This window comes from Saccharothrix mutabilis subsp. mutabilis (assembly GCF_039521145.1).
Lineage (GTDB): Bacteria > Actinomycetota > Actinomycetes > Mycobacteriales > Pseudonocardiaceae > Actinosynnema > Actinosynnema mutabilis.
The window spans coordinates 136,648-159,560 of sequence record NZ_BAAABU010000005.1; the positions used below are offsets into that span (position 1 = coordinate 136,648).

A 22,913-nucleotide genomic window follows, 5' to 3' on the forward strand; every position below is an offset into this window, starting at 1 on the left:
GGTGCCAGACTGGTAATCCTTGATCATGAAGGTGTACCTGGGCACGGTCGGCGTGGCGGTCGAGTTGTTGCGGTCCGCCCCCGACGCGTTCGTCCGCCGGTGCGCGGACGACTTCCGCAGGCGGCGCGGTGAAGCGCCCGGCGACGCCGAGTTGCGGAGTTGGCGCAACAGTTGGCCGGTGCTGGTCGACGCCCTCGTCCGGGCCGGGCTGCGGGACCTCGCGTTGCTGTTCGAGTACGAACTGCCCCGGACCTCCGAGCGGGTCGACGCGCTGGTCCTGGGGGCGCGGCCGGACGGTGGTCTGACCGGTGTGGTGGTCGAGCTTAAGCAGTGGGACGAGGTCTCGAGCGCCGACGCGGCCCTCGCCCGGACCCGCGGCGAGCACCGCGGCCACCCCTGCCGGCAGGCGGCGGGATACGTCGGGCACCTGGAGCAGTGGCTCGCGGACGAGGCGCTGGAGCTGGAGTTCCGCGGCGCCGCGGTCCTGCACAACGCCGACGACCGGACGACCGCGCTGCTCAGCGAGTCGGTCCGGGGCAGCGTCGGCAGCGGCGACGTGCCGGTGCTGGGGCGTCGCGAGCTGGCCGAACCCGATCCGAGCACCCTCGCGGGCCTGCTGCGGTGCGGCGACCTGGTGCCACCGACCGAGGAACAGGTCACCGCCTTCCTCGCGCTCGAGCCGCGGCCATCGGCCAAGCTCCTCAACGACATCAGCGCCGTGATGGACCAGCGATCGCAGTTCCGGTTGATCGGTGCGCAACTGGAGGCGCAAGCCCTGGTGTGGAACGCCGCGACCGACCTGACCGCGGAGCGCAAACGGGTGATCGTCGTGTCCGGTGGTCCCGGCACCGGCAAGTCCGTGATCGCGCTCCGCCTGGTCGTGGATCTCACGCGCCGGCGGTCGCGGGTCAAGACGGAGGCCCGGTACCTCACCCCGTCCGGCACTCTCGTCGCGCAGCTCAGGCGCGACGTCGAGGGCGTGGCCGGCGCCCGGGGCATGTTCGGCCACCCGAGTTCGCACCCGCCGTCGACGCCGATCGTGCCCGTGGTGGACGAGGCGCAACGGCTCGAGCGCAACGGTTGGCAGCTGGAGCGGCTCATGACGTGCGCGCCGGTCAGCGTGTTCCTGTTGGACGAGCGGCAGGTGATCCTGCCGAACGAGGGTTACCGCGTCGAGGAGCTGCGGCAGGAGGCGCTGCGGCTGGGGGCCGACTTCCGCCACGTGGAGCTGAAGAGCCAGTTCCGGTGCGGCGGGTCCCAGTCCTACCTCAACTGGCTCGGCCGTCTGCTGTCCCGGGACACGTACCCCGAGGCGTGGGCGGACCGCGCCTTCGACTTCGACATCGCCCGCGACCCGGACGACCTGGACACGTGGATCCGACACCACAGCGGCGAGGGCGTCACGGCGCGCGTCGCGGCGGGCTTCTGCTGGCCCTGGACCGAAGTCAGCGCCAAGCAACCACTTGTGAACGACGTGGTGCTCCGCTGGACCGACCGGAACGGCGTGGACCGGACCTGGCACCGCCCGTGGAACGCGCACGTGGAACACCGGGACCCCAACGGCAATGTGACCGCCCCGGGACGCAAGTACTGGGCGACGGACCCGGGCGGCCAAGACCAGGTGGGCTGCGTGTACACGTGCCAGGGCCTCGAGTACGACTACGGCGGCGTGATCATGGGGCCGGACCTGGTGTGGCGTGCGGACCGGTGGGTGGCGCAGCCGAAGGAGAGCAGGGACGACCGGGTCAACGGGCTGTCCCCCGAGGAGTACCTGCCGCTGGCGCTGAACATCTACTGGGTGCTGGCCAGCCGCGCGATGCTGGGCTGCCGGCTGTACTCGACCGACGCCGAGACCCAGGACTTCCTCCTGCGGCTGCGCGGGTAGCCGCTACTCCGGCACGTTGTCGTTCCACACCGGCTTCATGTGCGTCCGGCGCGCCGCCGGGGCTTCCAGCCGCTCGAACCGCCCCGGCACGCTGCGGTACACGCAGTCGATGCCCAGGTCGTGCAGGAACTTCACGCCGTCGTTGTCGGGACGGGCGGGGAACAGCGCCGTCAGGCGCACCACCTCGACGTCCTTCGGGCGGTGGGGTGCGTAGTGCAGGAGCTGGGCCACCGCCTGGCGCACGCGTTCCCGCGTGAACCCGCCCTTGGCCTCGATGATCTCCGCACCCTCGGGCCGGAGCACGTACATGTCCGAGATGCCGGCCGCCGACCTGAGTCGCCGGAACTCGAGGTCGGAGTGCGCTTTCACGTACTCGGTCATCAGCAGCGACTCCGCGCGGTGGACGGTGACGTCGCGAGCGGTGCGGCCGTAGGTGACTTCCGAGGTGAGGAAGTTCTCGAGTTCCACGACCAGGCCTTGTTCCAACCGCGACTCCACGTACTTGTCGCCGGCTTCGGCCACCTCCGCCGCGCGTCGGCCGAGGCCTTCCAGGACTTGGCGAACGAGGACCTCGTCCCGGACCACCCGACCGGACTGGAACGGGCCCGAGAGCCGCCCGTCCGAAACGTCCGCGAGATCCTGGTAGGGAATCTCGACCTCTTCGTCCAGCGTGATCAGGCTGTACACGTTGACGAAGCTGTCCGCGTCGCCCGGCTCCTTCCACAGCTCGTCCGCGAACGCCTGGTTGCGGAAGCTCACGCCGACCTCGCCGATCGCCCGGATGTGCTTGTCCCAGGCGAACAGGGCGACATCACCCAGTTCCACCTGCCGCATGGCCTTGTCGAGGAAGGGGCGGGTGCCCCAGAACCGGGCCCGGCCGTCCGGGTGCAGCCGCTCCAAGGCGGCCAGTTCGCCGTCCGCCAACTTCGACCGGAACGGGGATTCGCTGAACGGCACGTCCTTGTGCAGCGTCTTGTTCCTGTTGCGCTCGGCCTCGGTGTTCGCCACGGGCTGGATCAGCAATCGGTTCATCGCGATGGGACTTTCGGTCGACGGGCGCGCAACGGACGGATCGTCGCACAACCGCCGCCGTTCCGCGTAGATCCCAACAAATCCGCAATTCTGCGGCCGGAAGCCGAGTTCGCGCGAACCCGCCAGTACGGGACAGCGCAAGCACTACTCTCCCGCTCATTCGTCCAACACGCCCCTGGAGCACCGGATGGCGGACGACACCGCCACGACAAGCAACGACATCGAGGGCAACCCGCACACCGCGGTGCAGGCGGGCACGATCTCGGGCGGGGTCCACATCCACGTGCCCGCCACCGCGGACGCGATCGCGCCCCGCCAACTGCCCGCCGCTCCGCGCTCGTTCGCCGGTCGCGAGCCGGAACTCGCCGTGCTCGCGGAAGCCGTGGACGACGCCCGACAGGGCACGACCGTCGCGATCTCGGCGATCGGCGGCATGGGCGGCGTCGGGAAGACGTCGCTCGCGCTGCACTGGGCCCACCTCAACCAGTCCCGCTTCCCCGACGGGCAGCTCTACGTCAACCTGCGCGGGTTCGACCCGGGCGGCAAGCCGCTGGACCCCGCGGTCGCCGTGCGGGGTTTCCTGGACGCGCTCGGCGTCGCCGCCGCCTCCATCCCCGCCGACCTCGACGCGCAGGCCGCGCTGTACCGGACGCTGCTGGCCGGCCGCCGGGTGCTGGTCGTGCTCGACAACGCCGTGGACGAGGAGCAGGTGCTGCCGCTGCTGCCCGGCAGCGGCACGTCGACCGTGCTGGTGACCAGCCGCAACACGTTGAGCGGTCTCGCGGGTGCGCACGGCGCGCGGCTGCTGTCGCTGGACGTGCTGACCGCGCGAGCCGCGGTCGAGATGCTCGTGGGCTACCTCGGCGCGGACCGGGTCGCGGCCGAGCGGGACGCGGTTCGGGCCCTGGTCGAGCTGAGCGGCCGGCTGCCGCTGGCGTTGAGCATCGTCGCCGCGCGGGCGAGCATGTACCCGCGCTTCCCGCTGGACGAGTTCGTGGCCGAGCTGCGCGACGCCGGGCGACGGTTGGACGCGTTCCACGGCCGGGTGCCGCAGCACGACCTCCGCGCGGTGTTCGACTGGTCCTACCGCGCGCTGCCCGCCGCCGAGGCGCGGTTGTTCCGGCTGCTCGGCCAGGTGACGGCGCCGGACACGACGACCGCCGCCGTGGCGAGCCTGGCGGCGGTGCCCGAGGCCGAGGGGCGGCGGCTCCTGCGGCACCTCGTCGAGGCGCACCTGGTGGAGAACCACGCGCCCCGCCGCTACCGGATGCACGACCTGGTCCGCCTGTGGGCGTGCGAGAAGGCCGAGCGGGTCGACAGCGCGGTCGAGCGGACCGCCGCGCAGGAGCGGTTCGTGGACTTCCACCTGCACACCGCGCTCGCCGCGTCCGTCCGGGTCGACGGCCAGCGGACGAGGGTGCCCACGACCGAGCCGAGCGCCGGCTGCCTGCCCTTGGACTTCCCGGACCGCACCGCGGCCCTCGACTGGCTCGACGCCGAACACGCCTGCCTGCTGAGCGCGGGGAAGGTCGCCGTCGCCCACCGCCGGCACGCCAAGGTCTGGCAGCTCGCGTACGCGCTCGACACGTTCCACTGGCGGCGCGGTCACGTCCACGACCACTTCACGTTGTGGCAGGACGCGCTGGACGCGGCCGAGGCGCTGGACGACGACGCCCTGCGGGGCAAGGCTCACCGGTACCTCGGTTTCGCCGCGTCCCGGCGAGGTTCGCACGACGAGGCGGCACGGCACCTGACCCGGGCGCTGGAACTGGCGGTGCGCACGGGTGACCTGCGGGAGGAGGGTCGAGCGCACCAGAACTTCGCCCACGCGTGGGAGGTTCGCGGGGACTACGCGAAGGCGCTGGAACACGCGATGCTGGCGTGGCCGCTGTTCCGCGACGCCGGCACGCCGGTGTGGGAGGCCAGGGCGCTCAACCTCGCCGGCAGCTACCAGGCCCGTCTCGGCGAGCACGGGCAAGCGCGTGAGCTGTGCGCCCGGTCGCTCGAGCTGTCGAGGGAGTTGAAGGACCTGGACGGCGAAGCGGCGTCGTTGGACTGCCTGGCCGACGCGCACGTCCGTTCCGGCGACCACCGCACGGCCGTCGCGCTGTACCGGGAGGCCCTCCGGCTGCGCCGGCAGCTGGGCAACGCCTATGGCGCGGCGGACAGCACTGCGGGTCTCGGCCGTTGCCTGGCCGCGGTCGGGGACCACGCGGAGGCGCGCGAGGTCTTGCACCAGGCGCACAGCCTTTACCGCGCTCAGAGTCGCCTCGCGGAGGCGGAGGCGGTTCGCCTGCTCCTCGACGGGCTTCCCCCAGCGCCTTGATCGCAGCAGGACGACGTCGTAGGCAATGGCGAGTTCGTTCGATCGGGCGCGGATGGAAAGTTCCTGTTGCGCAACGACATCCGCGTGTGGAGCGATACTCGCGGTGATGTCTCAAGCGAACGGGGAGAACCTTGTCCACCCCTGCCTTACGCGGCCTGCACAGCGTCTCGCGCGTGCTGAAAGCCTTGCTGGACCGGCCCCAGCGCGGCGAACGGGCGTTGCCGTTGGTCTGTCTGATCGGGCAGCCGGCGGCCGAACGCTTCTCCGTCGCGTTGGCCCGCAGGCTCGCGGACGCTGAGCCGCCGAAGGTCCTGTTCGCCAGGGTGGACGCGGAGAACCCGCCGGTTGCCGAGGTTTCCGCGAAACAGCGGCCACCGCTGTTGCCGCTGCTGGTGGAGGTGCGCGACCGGTTGGCGGAGGACCGGTTCGCAGACCAGCGGGTTCGGGCGTTCCCGCACTTCCGGCTGGTGGACGACATCACGCGGCAGACCCGGGACGGTGGTCTCGCCGGGGCTTGGCGCAGGCGGCGGGTGGAGCCGGATCCGGCGCGGGCCGAGGCCGGTGCGGCGGCGCGGGCGGCGCTTCCGCCGTGGGCGCAGTTCTTCGTCGCGCTCTTCGTCGCGTGGCACCGGCCGTTGCGCTTCTGGCTCTGGTCGCGCGGGGTGTGGCCGTTCGGCGCGGAGCCGCGGTGGTTGATGCGCCAACGGTTCGCGCTGCCCGGCCACTCCACCGGGTTCGTCGGTTTCGCCGAGCGCCTCGCCGCGCAGCGGGACCACGAAGAGGACGAGCAAGGCCTGTGGGAACTCAAGAAACTCCTCGTGCACGCGTTCCTGAACGACCTCAGAACCGCCTACGGCACCGGAACTCCCCGCCTGCGCCGCTTCCGCCGCACGACGTACCCGTTGCTGCTGCTGAACAACGTCACCGAGGACAACGCCGGCGGTGAGCTGCTGCACCTGGTCAACGACGTCCGCAAGGAGTCCCCCGCGCACGCGCCACTGCTCGTCGTGGCCACCATGCGCGATCACCCGCAGTGGTTGACGAAAACCGGCATGGCGCAACCGGTTCACCGGATCGGTGACGACTTGGACGCGTGGGTCGACCGGCCGAGCCGCAAGCGCCTGCTGGGGGACGGCATGCGGGTGATCACGGTCGACCTGTCGCCGGACGACGACACCGCGGTGGAACCGATCCGGCCGCGTCCGGTTCCCGTGCCCGCCCGCCGTTCGTTCCTCGTGCCGGCCATGGTGATCGCTTTGGCCGTCGCCGTCACCACCGGCGGGTCGTGGCTGTGGCCCCGGGCGACCGGTGACTGCCTGCCGTCGCCGCGCGCGGGCGTCGGCGTTCGGTGGGTCGAGGACGCGCGGGGTGGCGAGTGCGTGGGTTTCAGCGACAACGCGGCCCAGGTCTTCGGCGACAACGAGCGGCTCCGGGCGGCGCAGCGGGCGATCTTCGAGCTGAACGGTCGAGCGGAAGAGCTGCACGCGGTGGACCCGGACCGTCCGCTGGTCAGCATCGTCTACTTCTCCGAGCTGACCAACCCGGAGGGTGAGCTGGGGTCCGCCGACTCGGCCACCGAGCAGCTCACGGGCTTGTTGCTGCGCCAGTCGCAGGACAACGTCCCCAGCGACCACAACGGCCCGTTGCTGCGTGTGCTGATCGCCAACGGCGGCTACGAGATGAACCGCGCGCGGGAGGTGACCGACGACTTCCTCATCCCGCTGTTCAGGTCCGATCCGTCCCTGATGGGCGTGGTCGGGATGGGCCGCACCGTGGACCCCGTGGAAACCGCGATAGCCGCGTTGGGCGACAACGGGATTCCGGTCATCGGCACCACTTTGACCGGTGACACCGTGGCCGCGCGTTCGCCGATGTACTTCCAGTTCGTCCCGGGCAACCGCGCCCAGGCGGCGGTCGTGAAGGCTTACGCCGACCGTTCGCAGCGGCCGGTGGACGTGTACCAGCAGCGCGACATCCCGGGTGACGGCTACTTGGCTTCGTTGCGCGACGAACTGGCGGCGCAGGTGGGTGAGTCGTCGTTCCGGTATTGGGATGGCGCGGTGAGCAGCGCGAAGCCGTTGTGCGGGGCCAGGATCGCGTTCTACGCCGGGAGGCAGTCCGGTTTCGACGGCTTCCTGGACCGGGTGCTGACCGAGTGCGCCGGCAACCTCCCGATCATCCTGGGCGGTGACACCGTGGCTCGTTTCGTGGCGCAGCCGGACAAGCGCGACAAGGCGGGTTACGCGGGCAAGGAGATCCTGTATGTGTCGCTGGGCGGCGTGGCGGTCATGGACAACCGAACCTGCCTCGCTCCCGAGCCGCCCACGCCCCCGACGGCCCTGTGCTCCGCCTTGCGCGACCTGCGTCAGTCCACCGATGAGGACCCGCCGGCGTGGCGTGCGCTGGGTTCGTTGCTGGACAAGGAGAAGGTGCCGTGGATCGGGGAGCGGGTGGCCATCGCCTACGACAGCGCCGGCCTGTTCCTGCACGCGATCCGCTGGAACCTGTCAGCCCGGACCCACCCCACCCCCCACACCCCGAACCGGGCGGCGATCTCACACGAACTGCTGGAACTCACCTGCCCCACCACCCCGGACGCACCCCGCGGCAACTGCTACGACGGCGCGTCCGGGGCAATAGACTTCCGCGCGGGCCGCACCGGCGACCACCGCCCCATCACGATCCTGCGCGTGCCGGACGTCAAGAACACCGCCGAACCACCAACGTGCGTCCTCATGCTCCCGACCGACCCAGCGCGCTGCTAGACCTCAGCGGAGCTTCGCGCCGTAGACGTGGTCCACCGACAGCGTGATCAGGACCCGGCGGTCCGCGACCATCACCGTGCGGTACTCCGTCCAGTCCGGGTGTTCGCCCGCTGCCGAGCGGTAGTAGTCGACCAGGGCTTCCACTTCCGGGCCGTGCGGGTCGGCGCCCGGGCCGGTGAGGGTGACCGTGCCCTCGGCGGTGGCCCAGGACCAGCCGTCCGGGCTGGTGACCTCCAGGGCCGCGCGGGGGTCTCGGCGGAGGTTCGAGGTCTTGGCCAGGCCCTCCCGCGTCGAGATCAGGATCTTGCCCGACGCACGGTCGTAGAACGGGGTCACCGGGGACAACTGCGGGCGGCCGTCGGACTTCAGGGTGGCCAGTACGCCCAAGCGGCTCTCCGCCAGGAGCGCGTGCGGGTCGAAAGACGTCATGAGACTGATCATGGACGGTGACACCGGTGTCAGGGCAAGTGTTCCGGCCCTTGATCGCGGGTAATCCGGAGGGGTGGTAACGATCTGGGAGGTTGACATGCAACCGTTTCCGTTCGTCCCCTTCGTGTGGCGTGATCCGACGTGGTTGGCCGAGCGTGAGGACCGGGACACCAGGGAGGGCAGTGGCGAGCCGCGGCCGGACACCGGGTTGATCGGGTACGAGGTCGAGGCCACCGACGGTGGTATCGGCAAGGTGGACGAGGACAACGCCCTTGTGCCGGCCGACTGCCTGATGGTGGACACCGGGCCGTGGATCTTCGGGCGCAAGGTGGTGCTGCCGGTCGGGACGGTGCATCGCGTGGACCACGAGGAGCGCAAGGTCTACGTCGACCGCACCAAGGAGCAGATCAAGAACGCGCCCGAGTACGACCCCGATGCCGACCCGGACGACCACCGCCGGCGCACCGGCGACTACTACACCGAGTCCTACCGGCTGTTGCCGCCCATGCTCTGACCGCGCCGCTCCAGGTGCGCGGCCACGCCGTCCAGGTAGCGGTCGAGGGTGGCCTTGAACTCGGCGTCCAGGTCGGGCTCGTCGTAGAGGGTGTCCAGGTCGAACACGCCGGCGTCGACGACCCTCCGCAGCGCCGGCATCGAGCGCGGGTCCACCACCTGCCGCAGGGCCGCCGCGTAGGCGCGGCCGAAGGACTCCGGGTTGTCGCGGTAGCCCGCCGCCAGTTCGGTGCGCAGCCGCATCTCGCCGTGGACGAAGGTGAGCAGGCCCATCACCACGCCGACCTGCTCGCCCTCGTCCAGCGGGGTGTCGGCCAGGGCGGTCAGGAGGCGGTCGAACCACTGGAGGTTGCGCGGGCCCGCCGGTGGGCCGCTGACCGGCAGTTGCACGTACCACGGGTGGCGGCGCAGGACGTCGAGCATGCCCAGGGCCAGCAACGTGATGCCGGAGCGCCAGTCGCCGTCGGCGGGCAGCTCGGGCGGGTCGTCCAGCGCCGCGTCGGACATCAGCGTGAGCAGCTCGTCCTTGCTCTTGACGTACCGGTAGAGCGCCATCGTGGAGTTGCCGAGTTCGGCCGCCACGCGCGCCATCGACACCGCGGCGAGCCCTTCGGCGTCGGCCACGGCGATGGCGGCCCGGGTGACGTCCGCCGCCGTCAGGGTCGGCCGGCGTCCTCGGCGTGGCGCCTCGCGCAGGCCCCAGAGCAGCGCGATGTCGGCGGGCATCTCGGTCATCGTGGTCGAGTCTAGGGCTTCCGCCCGTAATTGCGTATGAGCTACGCTATTTCGCGTAGGACATACGCAATAAGGGAGTCGCCATGATCGTGGAAGCCGTTGACCTGCGGAAGAGGTACGGACCGACCGTCGTCCTGGACGGGTTGGACCTGCGCGTGGCGGCCGGGACGGTCTTCACCCTGCTCGGGCCCAACGGCGCGGGCAAGACGACGACCATCCGCGTCCTCACCACGCTGTCGCGCCCCGACGGCGGCCGGGCCCGCGTGGCCGGGCACGACGTCGTGCGCGAACCGGCGCGGGTGCGCGCCGCGATCAGCCTGACCGGCCAGTACGCGGCGGTGGACGCCGAGCAGACCGGCCGGGAGAACCTCGCCGTGATCGGCCGGCTGCGGCACCTGGGCCGGGCCGGCGCGCGGCGCCGGGCCGACGAGCTGCTGGAGCGCTTCGACCTGGTCGGGGCCGCGGACCGGCGGGTGCGGACGTACTCGGGCGGCATGCGCCGCCGCCTGGACCTCGCCATGAGCCTCGTCGCCCGCCCCGAGGTGATCTTCCTGGACGAGCCGACGACCGGCCTCGACCCGGCCAGCCGCGCGACGATGTGGGACGCCATCCGCGACCTCGTCCACACCGGCACGACGATCTTCCTCACCACCCAGTACCTGGAGGAGGCGGACCGGCTCGCGGACCGGATCGTCGTGCTGCACCGGGGGAAGGTCGCGGCCGAGGGCACGGCCGACGCGCTCAAGGCCCAGGTCGGCGGCGACCGCGTGGACCTCTCCTTCGCCACCGCGGCCGACCTGGGCGCCGCGACCGCCCGGCTCGACGGCTTCCCGGACCCGGAACGGCTGGTGCTCAGCGTCCCGTCCGACGGCTCCGCCGCCCACCTCCACCGCCTGCTGGACGACCTGCGCGCGGCCGGCGTCCCCGTGACCCGCGTGTCGTCGCACCGCCCGACCCTCGACGACGTGTTCCTCGCCCTCACCGCGCCGCAAGGAGTCCCGGCATGAGCCACGCCCTCGCCGACTCGATGACGTTGATCGGCCGCAGCATCCGCCTGAGCCGCCGCAACGTCGAGACGCTGATCATGTCGATCCTGTTGCCGCTGCTGATGATGACGCTGTTCGTCTTCGTCTTCGGCGGCGCGATCAACACCGGCACCGCCTACGTGAACTACGTCGTGCCCGGGATCATCCTGCTGTGCACGGGGTACGGCGCGGCGTCGACCGCGATGTCCGTCGCCGACGACATGTCCAACGGCGTGGTCGACCGGCTGCGGTCCATGCCGGTCAACAGCTTCGCGTTGCTGACCGGGCACGTGGTCGCCAGCGCCACCCGCAACGCCCTGTCGACCACCATCGTCGTGGTGGCGGCCGTGCTGTTCGGCTTCCGCCCGTCCGCGGGCGTCGTGGAGTGGCTGGCCGCCGCCGGGCTGGTGCTGCTCTACGTGCTGGCGCTGTCGTGGCTGGCGGCGGCGCTGGGGGTGGTCGCGAAGTCGGTCGAGTCGGCCAGCGCGTTGAGCTTCTTCATGCTGTTCCTGCCCTACCTCAGCAGCGCTTTCGTGCCGCCGGGGACGATGCCCGGCGTCCTGCGGGTGATCAGCGAGCACCAGCCGATCACGCCGCTCACCGAGACCGTGCGCGGGTTGCTGACCGGGACGCCGATCGGGTCGAACGCGACGCTCGCGCTGGCGTGGTCGTGCGGCCTGCTCGTCGGCTCGTTCCTGCTGGCGACGCTGCTCTACCGCCGGCGGACCGCGGACTGAGCGATGTGGACGTTCAGTGCCCGACCTGCGGGTAGAACGAGGAGCGCTTCGGCCGCCCGTCGTTGAGCAAGGCCTCGACCATCGGCAACGGGGCCATTTGTCGCCACGGCAGTGCGCGGTGTTGCGGGATCGCGTGCTCTTTCCCGATACACGGGCGATATGCGCTACTCCAGGCCGGCGTCGAGTTCGTCCACCAACTGCTGGACTTCGTGTTCGGTCGCGCCGAACGGCCGCATCCGGTTCACGACAGCGTCCCGCCGAGCAACGGGCTGCCCTGCCCGGCCCAGTCGACGTCCGAGGCGAGGAACCGCAGTTCCACCAACCCCTTCTGGAGCACGCGCAACTCGTCGATGTCGAACAACGCGGGTCTCCGAAGTGGACGCGCCGACCAAGCGCCGGCGGGAGCACGGCGGCGGTGGTGTGGAGGAGGAGTGCCCCCGGTGCGACTCGAACGCACACTGGACGGATTTTGAGTCCGCTGCCTCTGCCGATTGGGCTACGGGGGCTGACGCCTGTGCACTCTACTCGATCAGGTCCCGCGGGTTGACCGCAGGGTTCACGATCGGACCAGGCGGGTGATGGCCGCGGTCGCCTCGGCGAGTTTCTCTTCGGCCACGTCGCCGCCCTCGGCCACCGCCTGGGCCACGCAGTGCTTCAGGTGCTCGTCCAGCAGGCCCAGGGAGACCGCCTGGAGGGCCTTGGTCGCCGCCGAGATCTGGGTGAGCACGTCGATGCAGTACTCGTCGTTCTCCACCATCCGCTGGAGACCGCGGACCTGGCCCTCGATGCGGCGCAGGCGCTTGAGGAAGGCGTCCTTGTCCGCTGTGTAACCGTGCATCGCTCCCGGCCTCCCTACCCTGGGCGGGTACCCCTGCACCCCAGGATAGGCCACTCGACCGGGTGTGACGGGCACCACGCGGAGCCCCGAAGGGTGTCCTCACATTTCGGGGGTGGCGGTTAACGGGCCGAAATGACCCGTCCGGGGGCATCAGTCACATTTTCGGGACGAAAGGTTAGGCGATATTCCTTCCGTGCACTATGGTGTCGATCGAAGCGTGTGGCGCAGATAGGAGTCGACGGCATCACGCGCTATGCGAGCACACACGGAGGAACAGTGGCACAGCAGACCGTCGTCCAACTCATCGACGACCTCGACGGCAGCGAAGCCGCCGAGACCGTGACCTTCGCGCTGGACGGTGTGGAGTACTCCATCGACCTGTCCAAGGAGAATGCGGACAAGCTCCGCGACTCCCTGGCCGACTTCGTCGCCAAGGCGCGCCGCGCGGGTGGCCGCAAGCAGCGCAAGGGCAGCGGCAAGAGCACGGTAAAGGCTGGTGACAAGGCCCAGGCCCAGGCCATTCGGGACTGGGCGCGGGCGCAGGGCCACCAGATCTCGGACCGCGGCCGGATTCCCCAGGGCCTGGTCGTGCAGTTCCAGGAAGCGCACGCGTCCTGAACCCGGGTGTCGTTTCCCCCGCGGTCGCGCCCCGGGCCGACCGCGGGGGAAGACCCAGGTCAGGGCACCGCTGAGCGATTCGCGCGGCCCGGAAAGGCCGTGTCCAGCAGGCGCAGGAGCGCGGTCGCCTTCACCGCCGTCTCCTCGAATTCCTCCGCCGGGTCGGACAGGGCGATGACCGCCCCGCCCACCCCGAAACTCACCTTGTCCCGGTCCACCACCAGCGTCCTGATGACGATGCTGAAGTCGGCCGTTCCGGTCAGTGAGAAGTAACCCAGCGCACCCGAGTAGACACCCCTCGGGCCTGCTTCCAGCCCGTCGATGATCTGCATTGTCCGGATCTTGGGCGCACCCGTCATGGACCCGCCGGGGAACGCCGCCCTAACCGCCGCGACCGCCGAACTGCCCGGCCGAAGTGTCGCCCGAACGGTGCTCACGAGCTGGTGCACCGTCGCGTAGGTCTCCACCGCGAAGATCCGGGGCACCTCGACGCTGCCGACTTCCGCGCAATGGCCCAGATCATTGCGCACCAAGTCCACGATCATCAGGTTCTCGGCGCGGTCCTTCGGGCTGGTCGCCAAGGCTGTGCGCAAAGCTTCGTCCCGGGCGGGCGTCGCGCCGCGCGGCCGGGTGCCCTTGATTGGTTCGGATTCCACGACACCCCGGCGGTCGACCCGGATGAACCGCTCGGGTGAAGTGCTGAGCACGGAGAGCGCACCGAAACGGAGCAACGCCCCGAACGGGGCGGGGCTTTCCGCGCGCAGGAACCGGTAGGCGTCCCACGGGTCCACCGCGCCCCGCCAGGTCACCATGTTCGTCAGGCACACCTCGTAGGTCTCGCCCGCCGTGATGGCCTCCTGGCAGGCGTCGACCAGCTTCAGGTAGTGCGCCCGGTTGTGCCTGAGCTGGACGGATTCCGCGCGGGCCTTCGCCGGCGCGGGCGCGGTGGGCGCGGTGAAACCGGTCAGCAACGCCGTCGTGCTTTCCAGCCACCCGTCGTCGGACAGCGTCAGCAGGTACACGTGGCGCTCGACGTGGTCGAACACGACGGCCCGGTCGGCGAACACGAACGCCGCATCCGGCTGCTCCGAACGGTGGGCCGCTTCACCACCGCATTCGGCCTTCAGCTCGTAGCCGAGGTAACCGACCCAGCCCAGGGCGAAGTCGAACGGCACTTCGGGCTGCGCGACCCGCCACGCCGCGAGATCGGCCTCCAGCCACGACAGGAACGGCCCGGCGAACTCCTCCTCGCCCACCCGCACCCGGCCGGTCCACACGTCGTAGGTCGCCACGCGCGCCAGCGGCCCGCTCGCGTCCCCCATGACCGAGAACCGGCCCCGCTCCCCCGGAAGGCTGCTGTCCAGCCAGAACGCGTCCTGGGCGGCGCCGTGCAGGGCCTGGAAGACCGCTTCGGGGTCGGGGTGGACGTCCAGCCGCCGCACCAGCACCTCGCGCGTCACGGGCGCGGGGGCCGCCACGGGCGGCGGTTCGGGCGTGGCCGCGGAGAAGCCGCCGGTCAGGTCGCGGAAGTTGGCCAGCAGGTCGTGGCCGTGCTCGGTGCAGATGGACTCGGGGTGGAACTGCACGCCCCACATCGGCCGGGTCCGGTGCCGCACGCCCATCAGCACGTCCTCGGTGGCCGACCAGGCGATCGGCTCCAGCGACGGCGGCAGGTCGGTGACGGCCAGCGAGTGGTAGCGGACCACGTCCAGCGGCGACGGCAGCCCGGCGAAGACGTCGACCCCGGTGTGGCGGACCTGGTCCACGACGCCGTGCCGGGGCGTCACCAGCCCCACCGAGGCGCCCTCGGCCAGGCAGAGCCCCTGGTGGCCCAGGCACACGCCCAGCAGCGGCAGGTCGCCGTGCTCGACGACGGAGCGGCACAGGCCGAAGTCGGCCCGGTTCTGCGGACGCCCGGGACCGGGTGAGATCACCACGTTGTCGAACCGGCGCAGGTCGGACAGCCGGAAGCCCGGGTCGTCGTTGGTGATGACGACCGGCTCCCGCCCGTTCACCCGAGCCAGGTACTGGAACAGGTTGAAGGTGAACGAGTCGTAGTTGTCGATGAGCAGCGTCCGCATGACAGACCGGAACGGTACCTGCCCGAACACCCGGATGGAGTACCCCTGAGGGGCCGGTCACGACACCGGCCCCCCGGGTCCTTCCCCGACTCAGTCCAGGTGGAACTTCTCGTCGGTCACCAACGTCGTGAGCTGGTCGGCGGTGAACGGGAGCCCGCTCAGCGCCGGGTGGCCGGTCCGGCGGAACTCCTTGGCCTGGCCGATCACGACCAGGGTGCCGTCGTCGTGGCGGAAGATCGCCGCCTCGTCGAGGTCGGGCCGCCGGGCGGAGGCCGCCGCGGTGAGGTGGCCCACCTGCTTGCCGCCGACGGTCCGCACCACGCAGTCGCCGGTGTCGATCGTCCACACCACCTGCTTGGCCTCGCACGGCGACTGGACGTCGGCGAACCGGTTGCCCTTCGTGAGGACCAGGACCCACACCTTGCCGACGCCGGAGGTGCCCTGCTGGGTGACCGGGCTGGTGCCCATGTACTCCCAGCTCTCCTTGCCGCCGTCGTAGTAGTCGTCGAACTGCGACTGGGTGTAGCGCATCGGGCCGTACCAGGACGTGTCCGGATCGCCCTCCGGGACGAGCGACTGCTTGTCCACCGCCTGGAAGGTCGGCGGCAGCGACGCGCCCAGGTCGTTGAGCACCTGGACGGACTTGTCGGCGCGCGCGCCGGAGCGGGCCGTGCGGTCGGTCTGCCCGTCGGGCCACTCGGGCTTGGACGCCGACGGGTCGACGCTGTCCGTGGCCGTCACCTCGCCGGTCGTCGGCCCGGCCGACGGGTCGGCCGTCGCGCTCGGCGGCGCCCCGGTGGTCAGCGGCGGGCCGCCGGCCCGGGTCGAGCCGCCGCCGGTGAGCTGCGGCACCAGCACCGCGCCCACGGCGATCGCCACCACCGCGACCCCGGCCACACCGCCGGTCCACGCGGCCTTGCGCCGCCGCTGGGCCGCCCGACCGGCCGCCACCGCGCCCTCGGCGCTCATCGGAGGCGGCGGGCTGCTCGCCACCATCGCGTCCTGCAACGCGCTCTTCAGCTCGTGCTCGTTCATCGCACCTTTTCTCCCTGCTGCGGGGTGATCAGGCCGCGCAGCGTCTGCAGCCCCCGCGCGGCCTGGCTTTTCACCGTTCCCTCGGAACAGCGCAGTGCCCTGGCGGTCTCCTCGACCGACAGGTCCTCCCAGTACCTGAGGACGAGGACGGCGCGCTGCCGCGGCGGGACCTTCGCCAGTGCCGCGAGCAGCACCAACCGGTCCTCCGCGGACCCGCGACCGACGCTCGCGGTCTCCGGCGTCGTCTCGCTCACGCGCTCCTTGCGGAACCAGCCGCGGCGCAGGTCGGACACGAACGTCCGGACCAGCGTCTGCCTGGTGTAGGCGTCGAGTGCCTCGTGCCGGTTGATCCGCTTCCACGCGACGTAGAGCTTCGTGAAAGTGGCTTGAACCAGGTCCTCGGCGCGATGCCAGTCGCCGCACAGCAGGTACGCCGTGCCGCGCATGGCCTCGGACCGCGCCGCGAAGTACTCCGCGAACGCGGTGTCCCGATCACCCATCTGTCCTCCCCATCCCGCGGTACCGGGTTAGTCACGCTCCCGGGCCCCCGGTGGGTTGCATGCCGTTCACGGGTTTCGTGGAGACTGGTCGGCGGAGACTTCGGGAGGCCGGGCGTTGTTGTTCTTGTTGCTGTTCACGGTCGTGATCGGGTCCGCCCACTACTACGTGTGGCGGCGGGCCGTCCGGGTCACGACCCGGCCCGGTCGGGCCCGGCGGATCGGGACCGCCGCGATCGCGGGCCTGTTCGTCCTGATGCTCGCCGGGCTGGTGGTCGAGACGCCGGTCCTGTCGTGGCCGGGGTACATCTGGCTGGCGTGCGTGTTCTACCTGTCCGTGGTGTTCGGCGTCCTGGAGATCCCGCGCCTGGTCCTCAACCGCACCCGCCGCAGGGTCCCCGCCGCGGTCGGCGCGGGCCCCGCGGACCCGCCCGACCCGGCCGACCCCGATCGCCGGTTGTTCATCGCCCGGTCACTCGCCGTCGCCGGCGGAGTCGCGACGGCCGGCATCGTCGGCTACGGCGCGACCCAGGCCCTGGGCGACCCGCGCGTCAAGACGATCCCGGTGCACCTGACGAAGTTGGACCGGCGGCTTTCGGGGTACCGCATCGCCGTCGTCAGCGACATCCACCTCGGCCCGCTGCTCGGCCGCGCCCACACCGAGCGGATCGTGCGCATGATCAACGAGCGGCAGCCGGACCTGGTGGCCATCGTCGGCGACCTGGTGGACGGCACCGTCGAGCAGCTCGGCGAGGCGGCGGCGCCGCTGCGTGACCTCGTGAGCACGCACGGCGCTTACTTCGTCACCGGCAACCACGAGTACTACTCCGGTTTCGAACCGTGGCTGGCCGAGCTGGACCGGTTGGGCGTGCACCCCCTGCGCAACGAGCGGGTGCGCGTCGAGCGGGCGGGCGCGTCGTTCGAGCTGGCCGGGGTGAACGACGTGACCGGCGCGAGCTTCCAGGACGGCCCGGACTTCGCGCGGGCGCTGGACGGGCGCGACCCCGCCAACCCCGTGGTCCTCCTGGCGCACCAGCCGGTGCAGGCGCACGAAGCCGCCAAGCACGGCGTGGACCTCCAGCTCTCCGGCCACACGCACGGCGGACAGATGTTCCCGTTCCACCTCGCCGTGGGCCTCCAGCAGCCCGTCCGCAGTGGTCTGGACGTCGTGGACGGGGTGCAGGTCTACACCACCAACGGCGCCGGTTTCTGGGGTCCGCCGGTCCGCGTGGGCGCTCCGCCGGACATCTCGTTGGTGGAGCTGCATCACAACTTCGCGTCCCGATAGGGCGATCTTCACCGAAACCGCTTAGAGTGGACGGCCGTGCCAACATGCGGTTGCGGAGGGGGACCCCTAGCGAGATGAAGACGAGCTTTGCCGGCCAACGGCTTGATCACGAGGCAACAGCTCGTATTCGTCGTTTCCTGGACCATGAGCAACCCGGCACGCCCTGCCTGGTCATCGACCTCCCCACGGTGCGCGACCGCTTCACCGCGATCCGCGACGCCCTGCCCGGGGTGGGCGTCTTCTACGCCGTCAAGGCGAACCCGACGCCCGAGGTGGTCGAGCTGCTCGCCGCGCAGGGGTGCAGCTTCGACGTGGCCAGCCCGAACGAGATCGACCTGTGCCTGGCCCGCGGGGCCGCGCCGGCGACGATCTCCTACAGCAACCCCATCAAGAAGGCCCGGGACATCGCCTACGCGTACTCGCGCGGCGTGCGGATCTTCGTCTCCGACAGCGAGCAGGACGTGCGGGCGCTGGCCGAGCACGCCCCCGGCTCGCAGGTGATGCTGCGCATCCAGGTGGACAGCCGGGGTTCGACGTACCCGTTCGGGAAGAAGTTCGGCTGTTCGCCCGAGATGGCGACGGATCTCCTGCGCCTGGCCGGGGAACTGGGCCTGGCGCCGCTGGGCGTGGCGTTCCACGCGGGGTCGCAGCAGCTGGCCACCGACGGCTGGGACGGCGCGATCGCCGACGCCGCCGAGATCACCGCGAAGCTGCGGGCCGAGGGCGTCGAGCTGAGCACGGTGAACCTGGGCGGCGGCCTGCCCGCGGGCTACCTGGACCCGTTGCCCGCGCTGGCCGACTACGCCGCCGGCATCAGGTCCTCCCTGACCCGCCACTTCGGCGAGGTCGTGCCGAAGGTGATGATCGAGCCCGGTCGCGCGGTGGTCGCCGAGTCCGGTGTGCTGCGCTCCGAAGTGGTGCTGGTGTCGCACAAGTCCTATTCGGACGAACGACGCTGGGTGTTCCTGGACATCGGGCGCTACGGCGGTCTGGCGGAGACGGAGGGCGAAGCGATCGCCTACCCGTTGCGAACCAGCCGCGAGGGTGTTTCCCTGGATGAGGGGCCACGCGGCCCCGTGGTGATCGCCGGTCCGACGTGTGACGCGGACGACGTCCTGTACCAGAACACCTGCTACGAGCTACCCCTGGAACTGCGGGCGGGCGACCACGTCGACCTGCTGTGCGCCGGCGCCTACACGGCGAGCTACTCCTCGGTGGCGTTCAACGGCTTCGAGCCGTTGGCCACGTACTGCGTGCGGTGAGCGCGCTCACGGTTTGTTCGAAGCTTTACCCCCCTCCTGAAGATGTTTGGAGTGATTGATGTCCGGACTCCCGTGCGAATCCGAGCCGGTTGGCTTGTTCGCAGGACAGCACGTGCTGGCCGAGTTGGACGGTGTGAGCCCGGAGCTGCTCGACGACGAGCAGTTCCTGCGACACGCCCTCGGCGAGGCGCTCACCCAGGCTGATGCCACGGTGTTGGAGGTGGTCTCCAAGCAGTTCGAGCCGCAGGGGGTCACCGTGCTGGCCCTGCTGTCGGAGTCGCACGCGTCCATCCACACCTATCCGGAAGTCGGAGCGGTGTTCGTGGACGTGTTCACCTGCGGCACACGGGCCAAGCCCGCGCTCGCGGTGCAGCTCCTGGCCGAGGCGCTGGGTGCCCGCTCCGCACGCACGGACATGATCAGCCGGGGCACCCAGGTCCCCGCGCTCGTCGGTGAGGAGAAGGCGTCTTGATCCGCGAACCGCTCGCGGCCGGTCTGACCAGGGTCTGGGACGTCGACGAGGTAGTCGTCGACACCCAGACGAAGTTCCAGCACCTGGTCATCGCCCGCACCGCCCAGGGGTTGTCGCTGTTCTGCGACGACGACCGGCAGAGCACCGAGTTCAGCCAGCTGACCTACCACGAGGCGCTGATGGTCCCGGCGCTCCTGCTCGCGGACCGCGTGGACCGCGTGCTGGTGATCGGGTCCAGCGAGGGCGTGGTGTGCCAGATGGCGGTGGCCGCGGGCGCGTCGGTGGTCGACCACATCGACATCGACGAAGAGGCCGTGAAGCTGTGCGCCGAGCACCTGCCCTACGGCTACACGCTGGAGGAGCTGGCGGCGGCGGAACGTGGTGAAGGCCCGGTCCGCGTGCGGTACATCGACGGCTACGAGTACATCCGGACGACGTCGGAGCGCTACGACATCGTCCTGGTGGACCTGCCGGACGAGCGCGAGGAGGAGGCCCAGCACAACCGCCTGTACGGCGAGGAGTTCCTGGCCATGTGCAAGGCCCTCCTCACCCCGGGCGGCGTGGTGGTCTCCCAGGCCGGCTGCCAGACGATGTGGCGCAACACGACCCTGAAGCGCATGTGGCAGCGCTTCAACGAGGTGTTCGCGACGGTGGCGTACTACGGCTCCGACGAGCACGAGTGGGCCTACCTGTTCGGCCGCGCGGACGAGGTCACCGACCCGACCGCGCTGATGACCGAACGCCTCAAGGAATGCGGCTACCAGCCGGAGACGATCGACGACCTGGCCCTGCTGGGCAACTCGATCCCCCCGTACCAGGTCCGCAACGCCTGACAGCCAACCGAGGCCCTTCCTCGGGCTGACCAGCCCAAGGAAGGGCCTCGGTTCGTTCCCCGTACGGCCTGGGCGAAGCCCAACCACGCTTTGGTCTTCTGTGCAACCACGCTTCACCGGTTGCGCAGAAGACCAAAGCGTGGTTGCCTCCGGCAGGCCGTACGGGGAACGAACCGACGCCCTTCCACCCCCGGGGGCCTGCCGCGCGGCGAGCGCCTCTTTTGATCTTTCGCTTTTGATCTTGAGAGCACGCAGCGCTCCAGCGCGAATGCCTCAGCCCAGCGACTTCTTCAGGAAGTCGACCTGCAACAACAACAGGTTCTCGGCCACCTGCTCCTGCGGCGTCATGTGCGTCACGCCGGACAACGGCAAGACGGTGTGCGGCCGACCAGCCGCCAACAACGCCGAAGACAACCGCAACGTATGAGCCGCAACCACGTTGTCATCGGCCAACCCGTGCACGATCATCAACGGCCGCTCCAACTTCGGAGCGTCGTCGATCAACGAGTTGGCGTCGTACACCTCGGGCTTCTCGTCCGGGTGGCCCAGGTACCGCTCGGTGTAATGGGTGTCGTACAGCCGCCAATCGGTCACCGGCGCACCGGCGATACCCGCGTGGAACACGTCCGGCCGCCTCAGCACCGCCAGAGCCGACAGGTACCCGCCGTACGACCAACCCCGGATGCCCACCCGCGACAGGTCCAGGTCCTCTCCCCGCGCCGCAACGGCCTGCAACGCGTCCACCTGGTCTTCCAACGTCGCACCGGCGAAGTCGAACGCGATCGAGCGCTCCCACTCCGGCCCACGACCCGGCGTCCCCCGGCCGTCCACCACCAGCACCGCGAACCCCTGGTCCGCCAGCCACTGCGAGGCCAGGTAAGCGTTCCGCGCGGACAGCACCCGCTGGGCGTGCGGACCGCCGTACGGATCCAGCAACACCGGGAGCCTGGTCCCCTTCACGTGATCGCGCGGGAACAGCAAAGCCGCCCGCAGACCGCGCTCGCCCACCGTCAACAACCGCACATCCGGCGTCAGAACCGGCGTCTCGGCGTGCGAAGCGATCTCGTGCGCGCCGACCGACACCTTCGCCCCGAAGTGGTCCAGCCCGCTCCACGACAGCACCAAGGTGTCACCGCCACGGGCCGCCGCGTGCACGCCCGGTTCGGTGGTCAGCGCGACCACCTCGTCCGCCGTCACCCGGTACACGTGGACCTGGGTCGGGTCGTCGGTGGACGCCGTGACCAGGACGTCCTCGCCCACCTCCACGACCGAGCGGACCTGGAAGCCGTCCGGGGTCCACGGGGTGCCGTCGACCACCAGGCGGTTCGCGCCGTCCACGGGCAGCACCCGCACGAGCTTGCCGTCCGGGGTCCACGCCGGCGCGCCGGGCACGATCTCCAGCCACACCGGGTCGGTGTCGTCCGCCACGACCTCGACGCCGTCCGCGCCCACCGCGAGCACCTGGACGCGCCGCTGGTCCCGGGTCTGCACCTGGAGCAGCGGGCGGCCGTTCGCGGACCAGCTCGCCGTGTTCAGGTACGGGAACGTTTCGTTGTCCCAGGTGACCGGCGTCCGGGTGCCGTCCAGCCCCAGGATGAAGACCTCCACGACGGCGTTGGGCGTGCCGGCCGCCGGGTAGGCGATCTCGGCGGCCGGGGTCGCCGGGTTGGCCGGGTCGGCGATGTGCCAGCGGGTCACCGGGGAGTTGTCGGCGCGGGCCACCAGGACGTGCTCGCCGTCCGGGGAGAACCAGTAGCCGCGGTAGCGGCCCATCTCCTCCGCCGCCACGAACTCCGCCAGGCCCCACGTCACGTCGGGGTGCTCCGGCGAGGCGAGCACGCGGTCCTCGCCCGTCTCCAGGTCCACGACGTGCAGCGCGCCGCCGGTGACGTAGCCGACGCGGCGGCCGGTCGGGTCCAGGCGCGGGTCCAGGACGCTGCCCGGCACGGGCAGCTCGCGCACCGCGCCGGTCGCCAGTTCGACCACGAACAGGCGGCCGGACAGGGCGAACACCGCCTGCCGGAAGTCCGCGTCGGTCGCGTAGGCCACGATGCCCGCCGCCTGCTCGCGGCTGCGCTCGCGGCGCGCGCGTTCCTCCGGCGACAGGTCCTCGGGGTCGGTCAGGAGGTCGTTCGGGTCCGCCAGCAGCCGCTCGGTCCCGGTGGCGGGGTCGAACGCCCACAGGCCGTTCGCGCGGCTCGTGGCCGCGGCGGTGCGCAGGAAGTACACGCGGTCGCCGTCGGGTGCGACGGTGAAGTTCCGCGGAGCGCCAAGGGTGAACCGCTGGGTGCGCGCTTGCTGGCGCGGGAAGGAGGTCTCGTTGCCCACGGGGACACCCTATTCCGGCCCGGACCGCTGGTCTGCGGGCCATGCGACTGGTGTGGCCGGCGGCGGCCCCGGGTGGTGGCCGATTGCTCGTCCTCGGCCGACGGCGGCCCCGGTGGTGGCCGATTGCTCGTCCTCGGCCGACGGCGGCCCTGGTGGTCGGTTGCTCGTCCTCGACCGCCGTCCACGTGGTCACCTCCCACTGGGCAAGGGCGTG

Annotated in this window: 19 protein-coding genes and 1 tRNA gene; 11 read left to right on the top strand and 9 right to left on the bottom strand. The window is 70.9% G+C overall.

Features of this window, described 5'->3' with window-relative positions:
* Window positions 1-25 precede the first annotated feature (25 nt).
* A complete protein-coding gene (locus tag ABD126_RS14665) occupies window positions 26-1,885 on the top strand; it encodes a DNA/RNA helicase domain-containing protein (RefSeq protein ID WP_343934360.1) in 1,860 nt (619 codons plus the stop codon).
* 3 nt (window positions 1,886-1,888) lie between these two features.
* Here the strand turns inward: ABD126_RS14665 and ABD126_RS14670 are convergent, their stop codons facing one another.
* Window positions 1,889-2,917 carry a hypothetical protein gene (locus ABD126_RS14670; protein WP_343934361.1) on the bottom strand — a complete coding sequence of 343 codons (1,029 nt, stop codon included), beginning with the start codon at window positions 2,915-2,917 and terminating at the stop codon, window positions 1,889-1,891.
* Window positions 2,918-3,104: 187 nt separating this feature from the next.
* Here ABD126_RS14670 and ABD126_RS14675 point away from each other — a divergent pair, with 187 nt between their 5' ends.
* On the top strand, window positions 3,105-5,243 hold the full coding sequence (locus ABD126_RS14675) for an ATP-binding protein (RefSeq protein ID WP_343934362.1): 2,139 nt from the start codon (window positions 3,105-3,107) through the stop codon (window positions 5,241-5,243).
* A 173-nt stretch (window positions 5,244-5,416) separates the two neighbouring features.
* Complete coding sequence (locus ABD126_RS14680) at window positions 5,417-8,008, top strand: hypothetical protein (RefSeq protein ID WP_343934363.1); 2,592 nt, start codon at window positions 5,417-5,419, stop codon at window positions 8,006-8,008.
* A gap of 3 nt (window positions 8,009-8,011) precedes the next feature.
* Here the strand turns inward: ABD126_RS14680 and ABD126_RS14685 are convergent, their stop codons facing one another.
* Window positions 8,012-8,437 carry a PPOX class F420-dependent oxidoreductase gene (locus ABD126_RS14685; RefSeq protein WP_343934364.1) on the bottom strand — a complete coding sequence of 142 codons (426 nt, stop codon included), beginning with the start codon at window positions 8,435-8,437 and terminating at the stop codon, window positions 8,012-8,014.
* A 97-nt stretch (window positions 8,438-8,534) separates the two neighbouring features.
* On the opposite strand from ABD126_RS14685, the gene ABD126_RS14690 reads away from it, so the two are divergent.
* Entirely contained in the window at window positions 8,535-8,951 is a 417-nt protein-coding gene (locus ABD126_RS14690) for a PRC-barrel domain containing protein (protein WP_343934365.1), read from the top strand.
* On the opposite strand, the gene ABD126_RS14695 is transcribed toward ABD126_RS14690, so the two are convergent.
* Window positions 8,924-9,685 carry a TetR/AcrR family transcriptional regulator gene (locus tag ABD126_RS14695; RefSeq protein WP_343934366.1) on the bottom strand — a complete coding sequence of 254 codons (762 nt, stop codon included), beginning with the start codon at window positions 9,683-9,685 and terminating at the stop codon, window positions 8,924-8,926. The genes ABD126_RS14690 and ABD126_RS14695 overlap by 28 nt on opposite strands.
* 83 nt (window positions 9,686-9,768) lie before the next feature.
* Here ABD126_RS14695 and ABD126_RS14700 point away from each other — a divergent pair, with 83 nt between their 5' ends.
* The gene (locus tag ABD126_RS14700; RefSeq protein ID WP_343934367.1) at window positions 9,769-10,692 is read left to right on the top strand and encodes an ATP-binding cassette domain-containing protein; all 924 of its coding nucleotides are present in this window, start codon (window positions 9,769-9,771) and stop codon (window positions 10,690-10,692) included.
* On the top strand, window positions 10,689-11,447 hold the full coding sequence (locus tag ABD126_RS14705; RefSeq protein WP_343934368.1) for an ABC transporter permease: 759 nt from the start codon (window positions 10,689-10,691) through the stop codon (window positions 11,445-11,447). Before ABD126_RS14700 ends, ABD126_RS14705 begins: the two co-directional genes overlap by 4 nt.
* Window positions 11,448-11,879: 432 nt before the next feature.
* Here ABD126_RS14705 and ABD126_RS14710 read toward each other — a convergent pair.
* Both ABD126_RS14710 and ABD126_RS14715 read right to left on the bottom strand, forming a co-directional pair.
* Window positions 11,880-11,953 (bottom strand) — tRNA-Leu (locus ABD126_RS14710).
* A 50-nt stretch (window positions 11,954-12,003) separates the two neighbouring features.
* Complete coding sequence (locus tag ABD126_RS14715) at window positions 12,004-12,285, bottom strand: metal-sensitive transcriptional regulator (RefSeq protein ID WP_343934369.1); 282 nt, start codon at window positions 12,283-12,285, stop codon at window positions 12,004-12,006.
* A gap of 276 nt (window positions 12,286-12,561) precedes the next feature.
* Between ABD126_RS14715 and ABD126_RS14720 the strand changes: the two genes are divergently transcribed.
* Entirely contained in the window at window positions 12,562-12,903 is a 342-nt protein-coding gene (locus ABD126_RS14720; RefSeq protein WP_309114549.1) for a histone-like nucleoid-structuring protein Lsr2, read from the top strand.
* Between the two features lie 59 nt (window positions 12,904-12,962).
* On the opposite strand, the gene pabB is transcribed toward ABD126_RS14720, so the two are convergent.
* The 3 genes from pabB to ABD126_RS14735 all read right to left on the bottom strand — a co-directional run bounded on the left by pabB (window position 12,963) and on the right by ABD126_RS14735 (window position 16,519).
* Window positions 12,963-14,984, bottom strand: a complete 2,022-nt coding sequence (pabB, locus tag ABD126_RS14725) for an aminodeoxychorismate synthase component I (RefSeq protein WP_343934370.1) — start codon at window positions 14,982-14,984, stop codon at window positions 12,963-12,965.
* A gap of 90 nt (window positions 14,985-15,074) precedes the next feature.
* Window positions 15,075-16,019, bottom strand: coding sequence for a hypothetical protein (locus ABD126_RS14730; protein ID WP_343934371.1), 945 nt, complete (start codon window positions 16,017-16,019; stop codon window positions 15,075-15,077).
* Window positions 16,016-16,519 carry a SigE family RNA polymerase sigma factor gene (locus ABD126_RS14735; RefSeq protein WP_343934372.1) on the bottom strand — a complete coding sequence of 168 codons (504 nt, stop codon included), beginning with the start codon at window positions 16,517-16,519 and terminating at the stop codon, window positions 16,016-16,018. Before ABD126_RS14735 ends, ABD126_RS14730 begins: the two co-directional genes overlap by 4 nt.
* Before the next feature lie 115 nt (window positions 16,520-16,634).
* Here ABD126_RS14735 and ABD126_RS14740 point away from each other — a divergent pair, with 115 nt between their 5' ends.
* From ABD126_RS14740 to ABD126_RS14755, 4 genes are all read left to right on the top strand, one after another.
* On the top strand, window positions 16,635-17,804 hold the full coding sequence (locus ABD126_RS14740; protein WP_343934373.1) for a metallophosphoesterase: 1,170 nt from the start codon (window positions 16,635-16,637) through the stop codon (window positions 17,802-17,804).
* Window positions 17,805-17,878: 74 nt separating this feature from the next.
* Window positions 17,879-19,066 carry a type III PLP-dependent enzyme gene (locus tag ABD126_RS14745; protein WP_425542810.1) on the top strand — a complete coding sequence of 396 codons (1,188 nt, stop codon included), beginning with the start codon at window positions 17,879-17,881 and terminating at the stop codon, window positions 19,064-19,066.
* A 58-nt stretch (window positions 19,067-19,124) separates the two neighbouring features.
* Window positions 19,125-19,538, top strand: coding sequence for an adenosylmethionine decarboxylase (gene speD / locus ABD126_RS14750; RefSeq protein WP_343934375.1), 414 nt, complete (start codon window positions 19,125-19,127; stop codon window positions 19,536-19,538).
* Entirely contained in the window at window positions 19,535-20,371 is an 837-nt protein-coding gene (locus ABD126_RS14755; RefSeq protein ID WP_343934376.1) for a spermidine synthase, read from the top strand. The genes speD and ABD126_RS14755 overlap by 4 nt, the downstream gene beginning before the upstream one ends.
* 273 nt (window positions 20,372-20,644) lie before the next feature.
* On the opposite strand, the gene ABD126_RS14760 is transcribed toward ABD126_RS14755, so the two are convergent.
* A complete protein-coding gene (locus ABD126_RS14760) occupies window positions 20,645-22,699 on the bottom strand; it encodes a S9 family peptidase (protein WP_343934377.1) in 2,055 nt (684 codons plus the stop codon).
* Between the last annotated feature and the right edge of the window lie 214 nt (window positions 22,700-22,913).

Bases quoted from the DNA above. Each gene is read 5' to 3' on its own strand.
- ABD126_RS14705 (WP_343934368.1), top strand. From the start codon at position 10,689: ATGAGCCACGCCCTCGCCGACTCGATGACGTTGATCGGCCGCAGCATC.
- ABD126_RS14745 (WP_425542810.1), top strand. From the start codon at position 17,879: ATGAAGACGAGCTTTGCCGGCCAACGGCTTGATCACGAGGCAACAGCT.
- speD (WP_343934375.1), top strand. From the start codon at position 19,125: ATGTCCGGACTCCCGTGCGAATCCGAGCCGGTTGGCTTGTTCGCAGGA.
- ABD126_RS14730 (WP_343934371.1), bottom strand. From the start codon at position 16,019: ATGAACGAGCACGAGCTGAAGAGCGCGTTGCAGGACGCGATGGTGGCG.
- ABD126_RS14695 (WP_343934366.1), bottom strand. From the start codon at position 9,685: ATGACCGAGATGCCCGCCGACATCGCGCTGCTCTGGGGCCTGCGCGAG.
- ABD126_RS14735 (WP_343934372.1), bottom strand. From the start codon at position 16,519: ATGGGTGATCGGGACACCGCGTTCGCGGAGTACTTCGCGGCGCGGTCC.
- ABD126_RS14675 (WP_343934362.1), top strand. From the start codon at position 3,105: ATGGCGGACGACACCGCCACGACAAGCAACGACATCGAGGGCAACCCG.
- ABD126_RS14665 (WP_343934360.1), top strand. From the start codon at position 26: ATGAAGGTGTACCTGGGCACGGTCGGCGTGGCGGTCGAGTTGTTGCGG.
- ABD126_RS14715 (WP_343934369.1), bottom strand. From the start codon at position 12,285: ATGCACGGTTACACAGCGGACAAGGACGCCTTCCTCAAGCGCCTGCGC.
- ABD126_RS14700 (WP_343934367.1), top strand. From the start codon at position 9,769: ATGATCGTGGAAGCCGTTGACCTGCGGAAGAGGTACGGACCGACCGTC.
- ABD126_RS14685 (WP_343934364.1), bottom strand. From the start codon at position 8,437: ATGACGTCTTTCGACCCGCACGCGCTCCTGGCGGAGAGCCGCTTGGGC.
- ABD126_RS14670 (WP_343934361.1), bottom strand. From the start codon at position 2,917: ATGAACCGATTGCTGATCCAGCCCGTGGCGAACACCGAGGCCGAGCGC.
- ABD126_RS14690 (WP_343934365.1), top strand. From the start codon at position 8,535: ATGCAACCGTTTCCGTTCGTCCCCTTCGTGTGGCGTGATCCGACGTGG.
- pabB (WP_343934370.1), bottom strand. From the start codon at position 14,984: ATGCGGACGCTGCTCATCGACAACTACGACTCGTTCACCTTCAACCTG.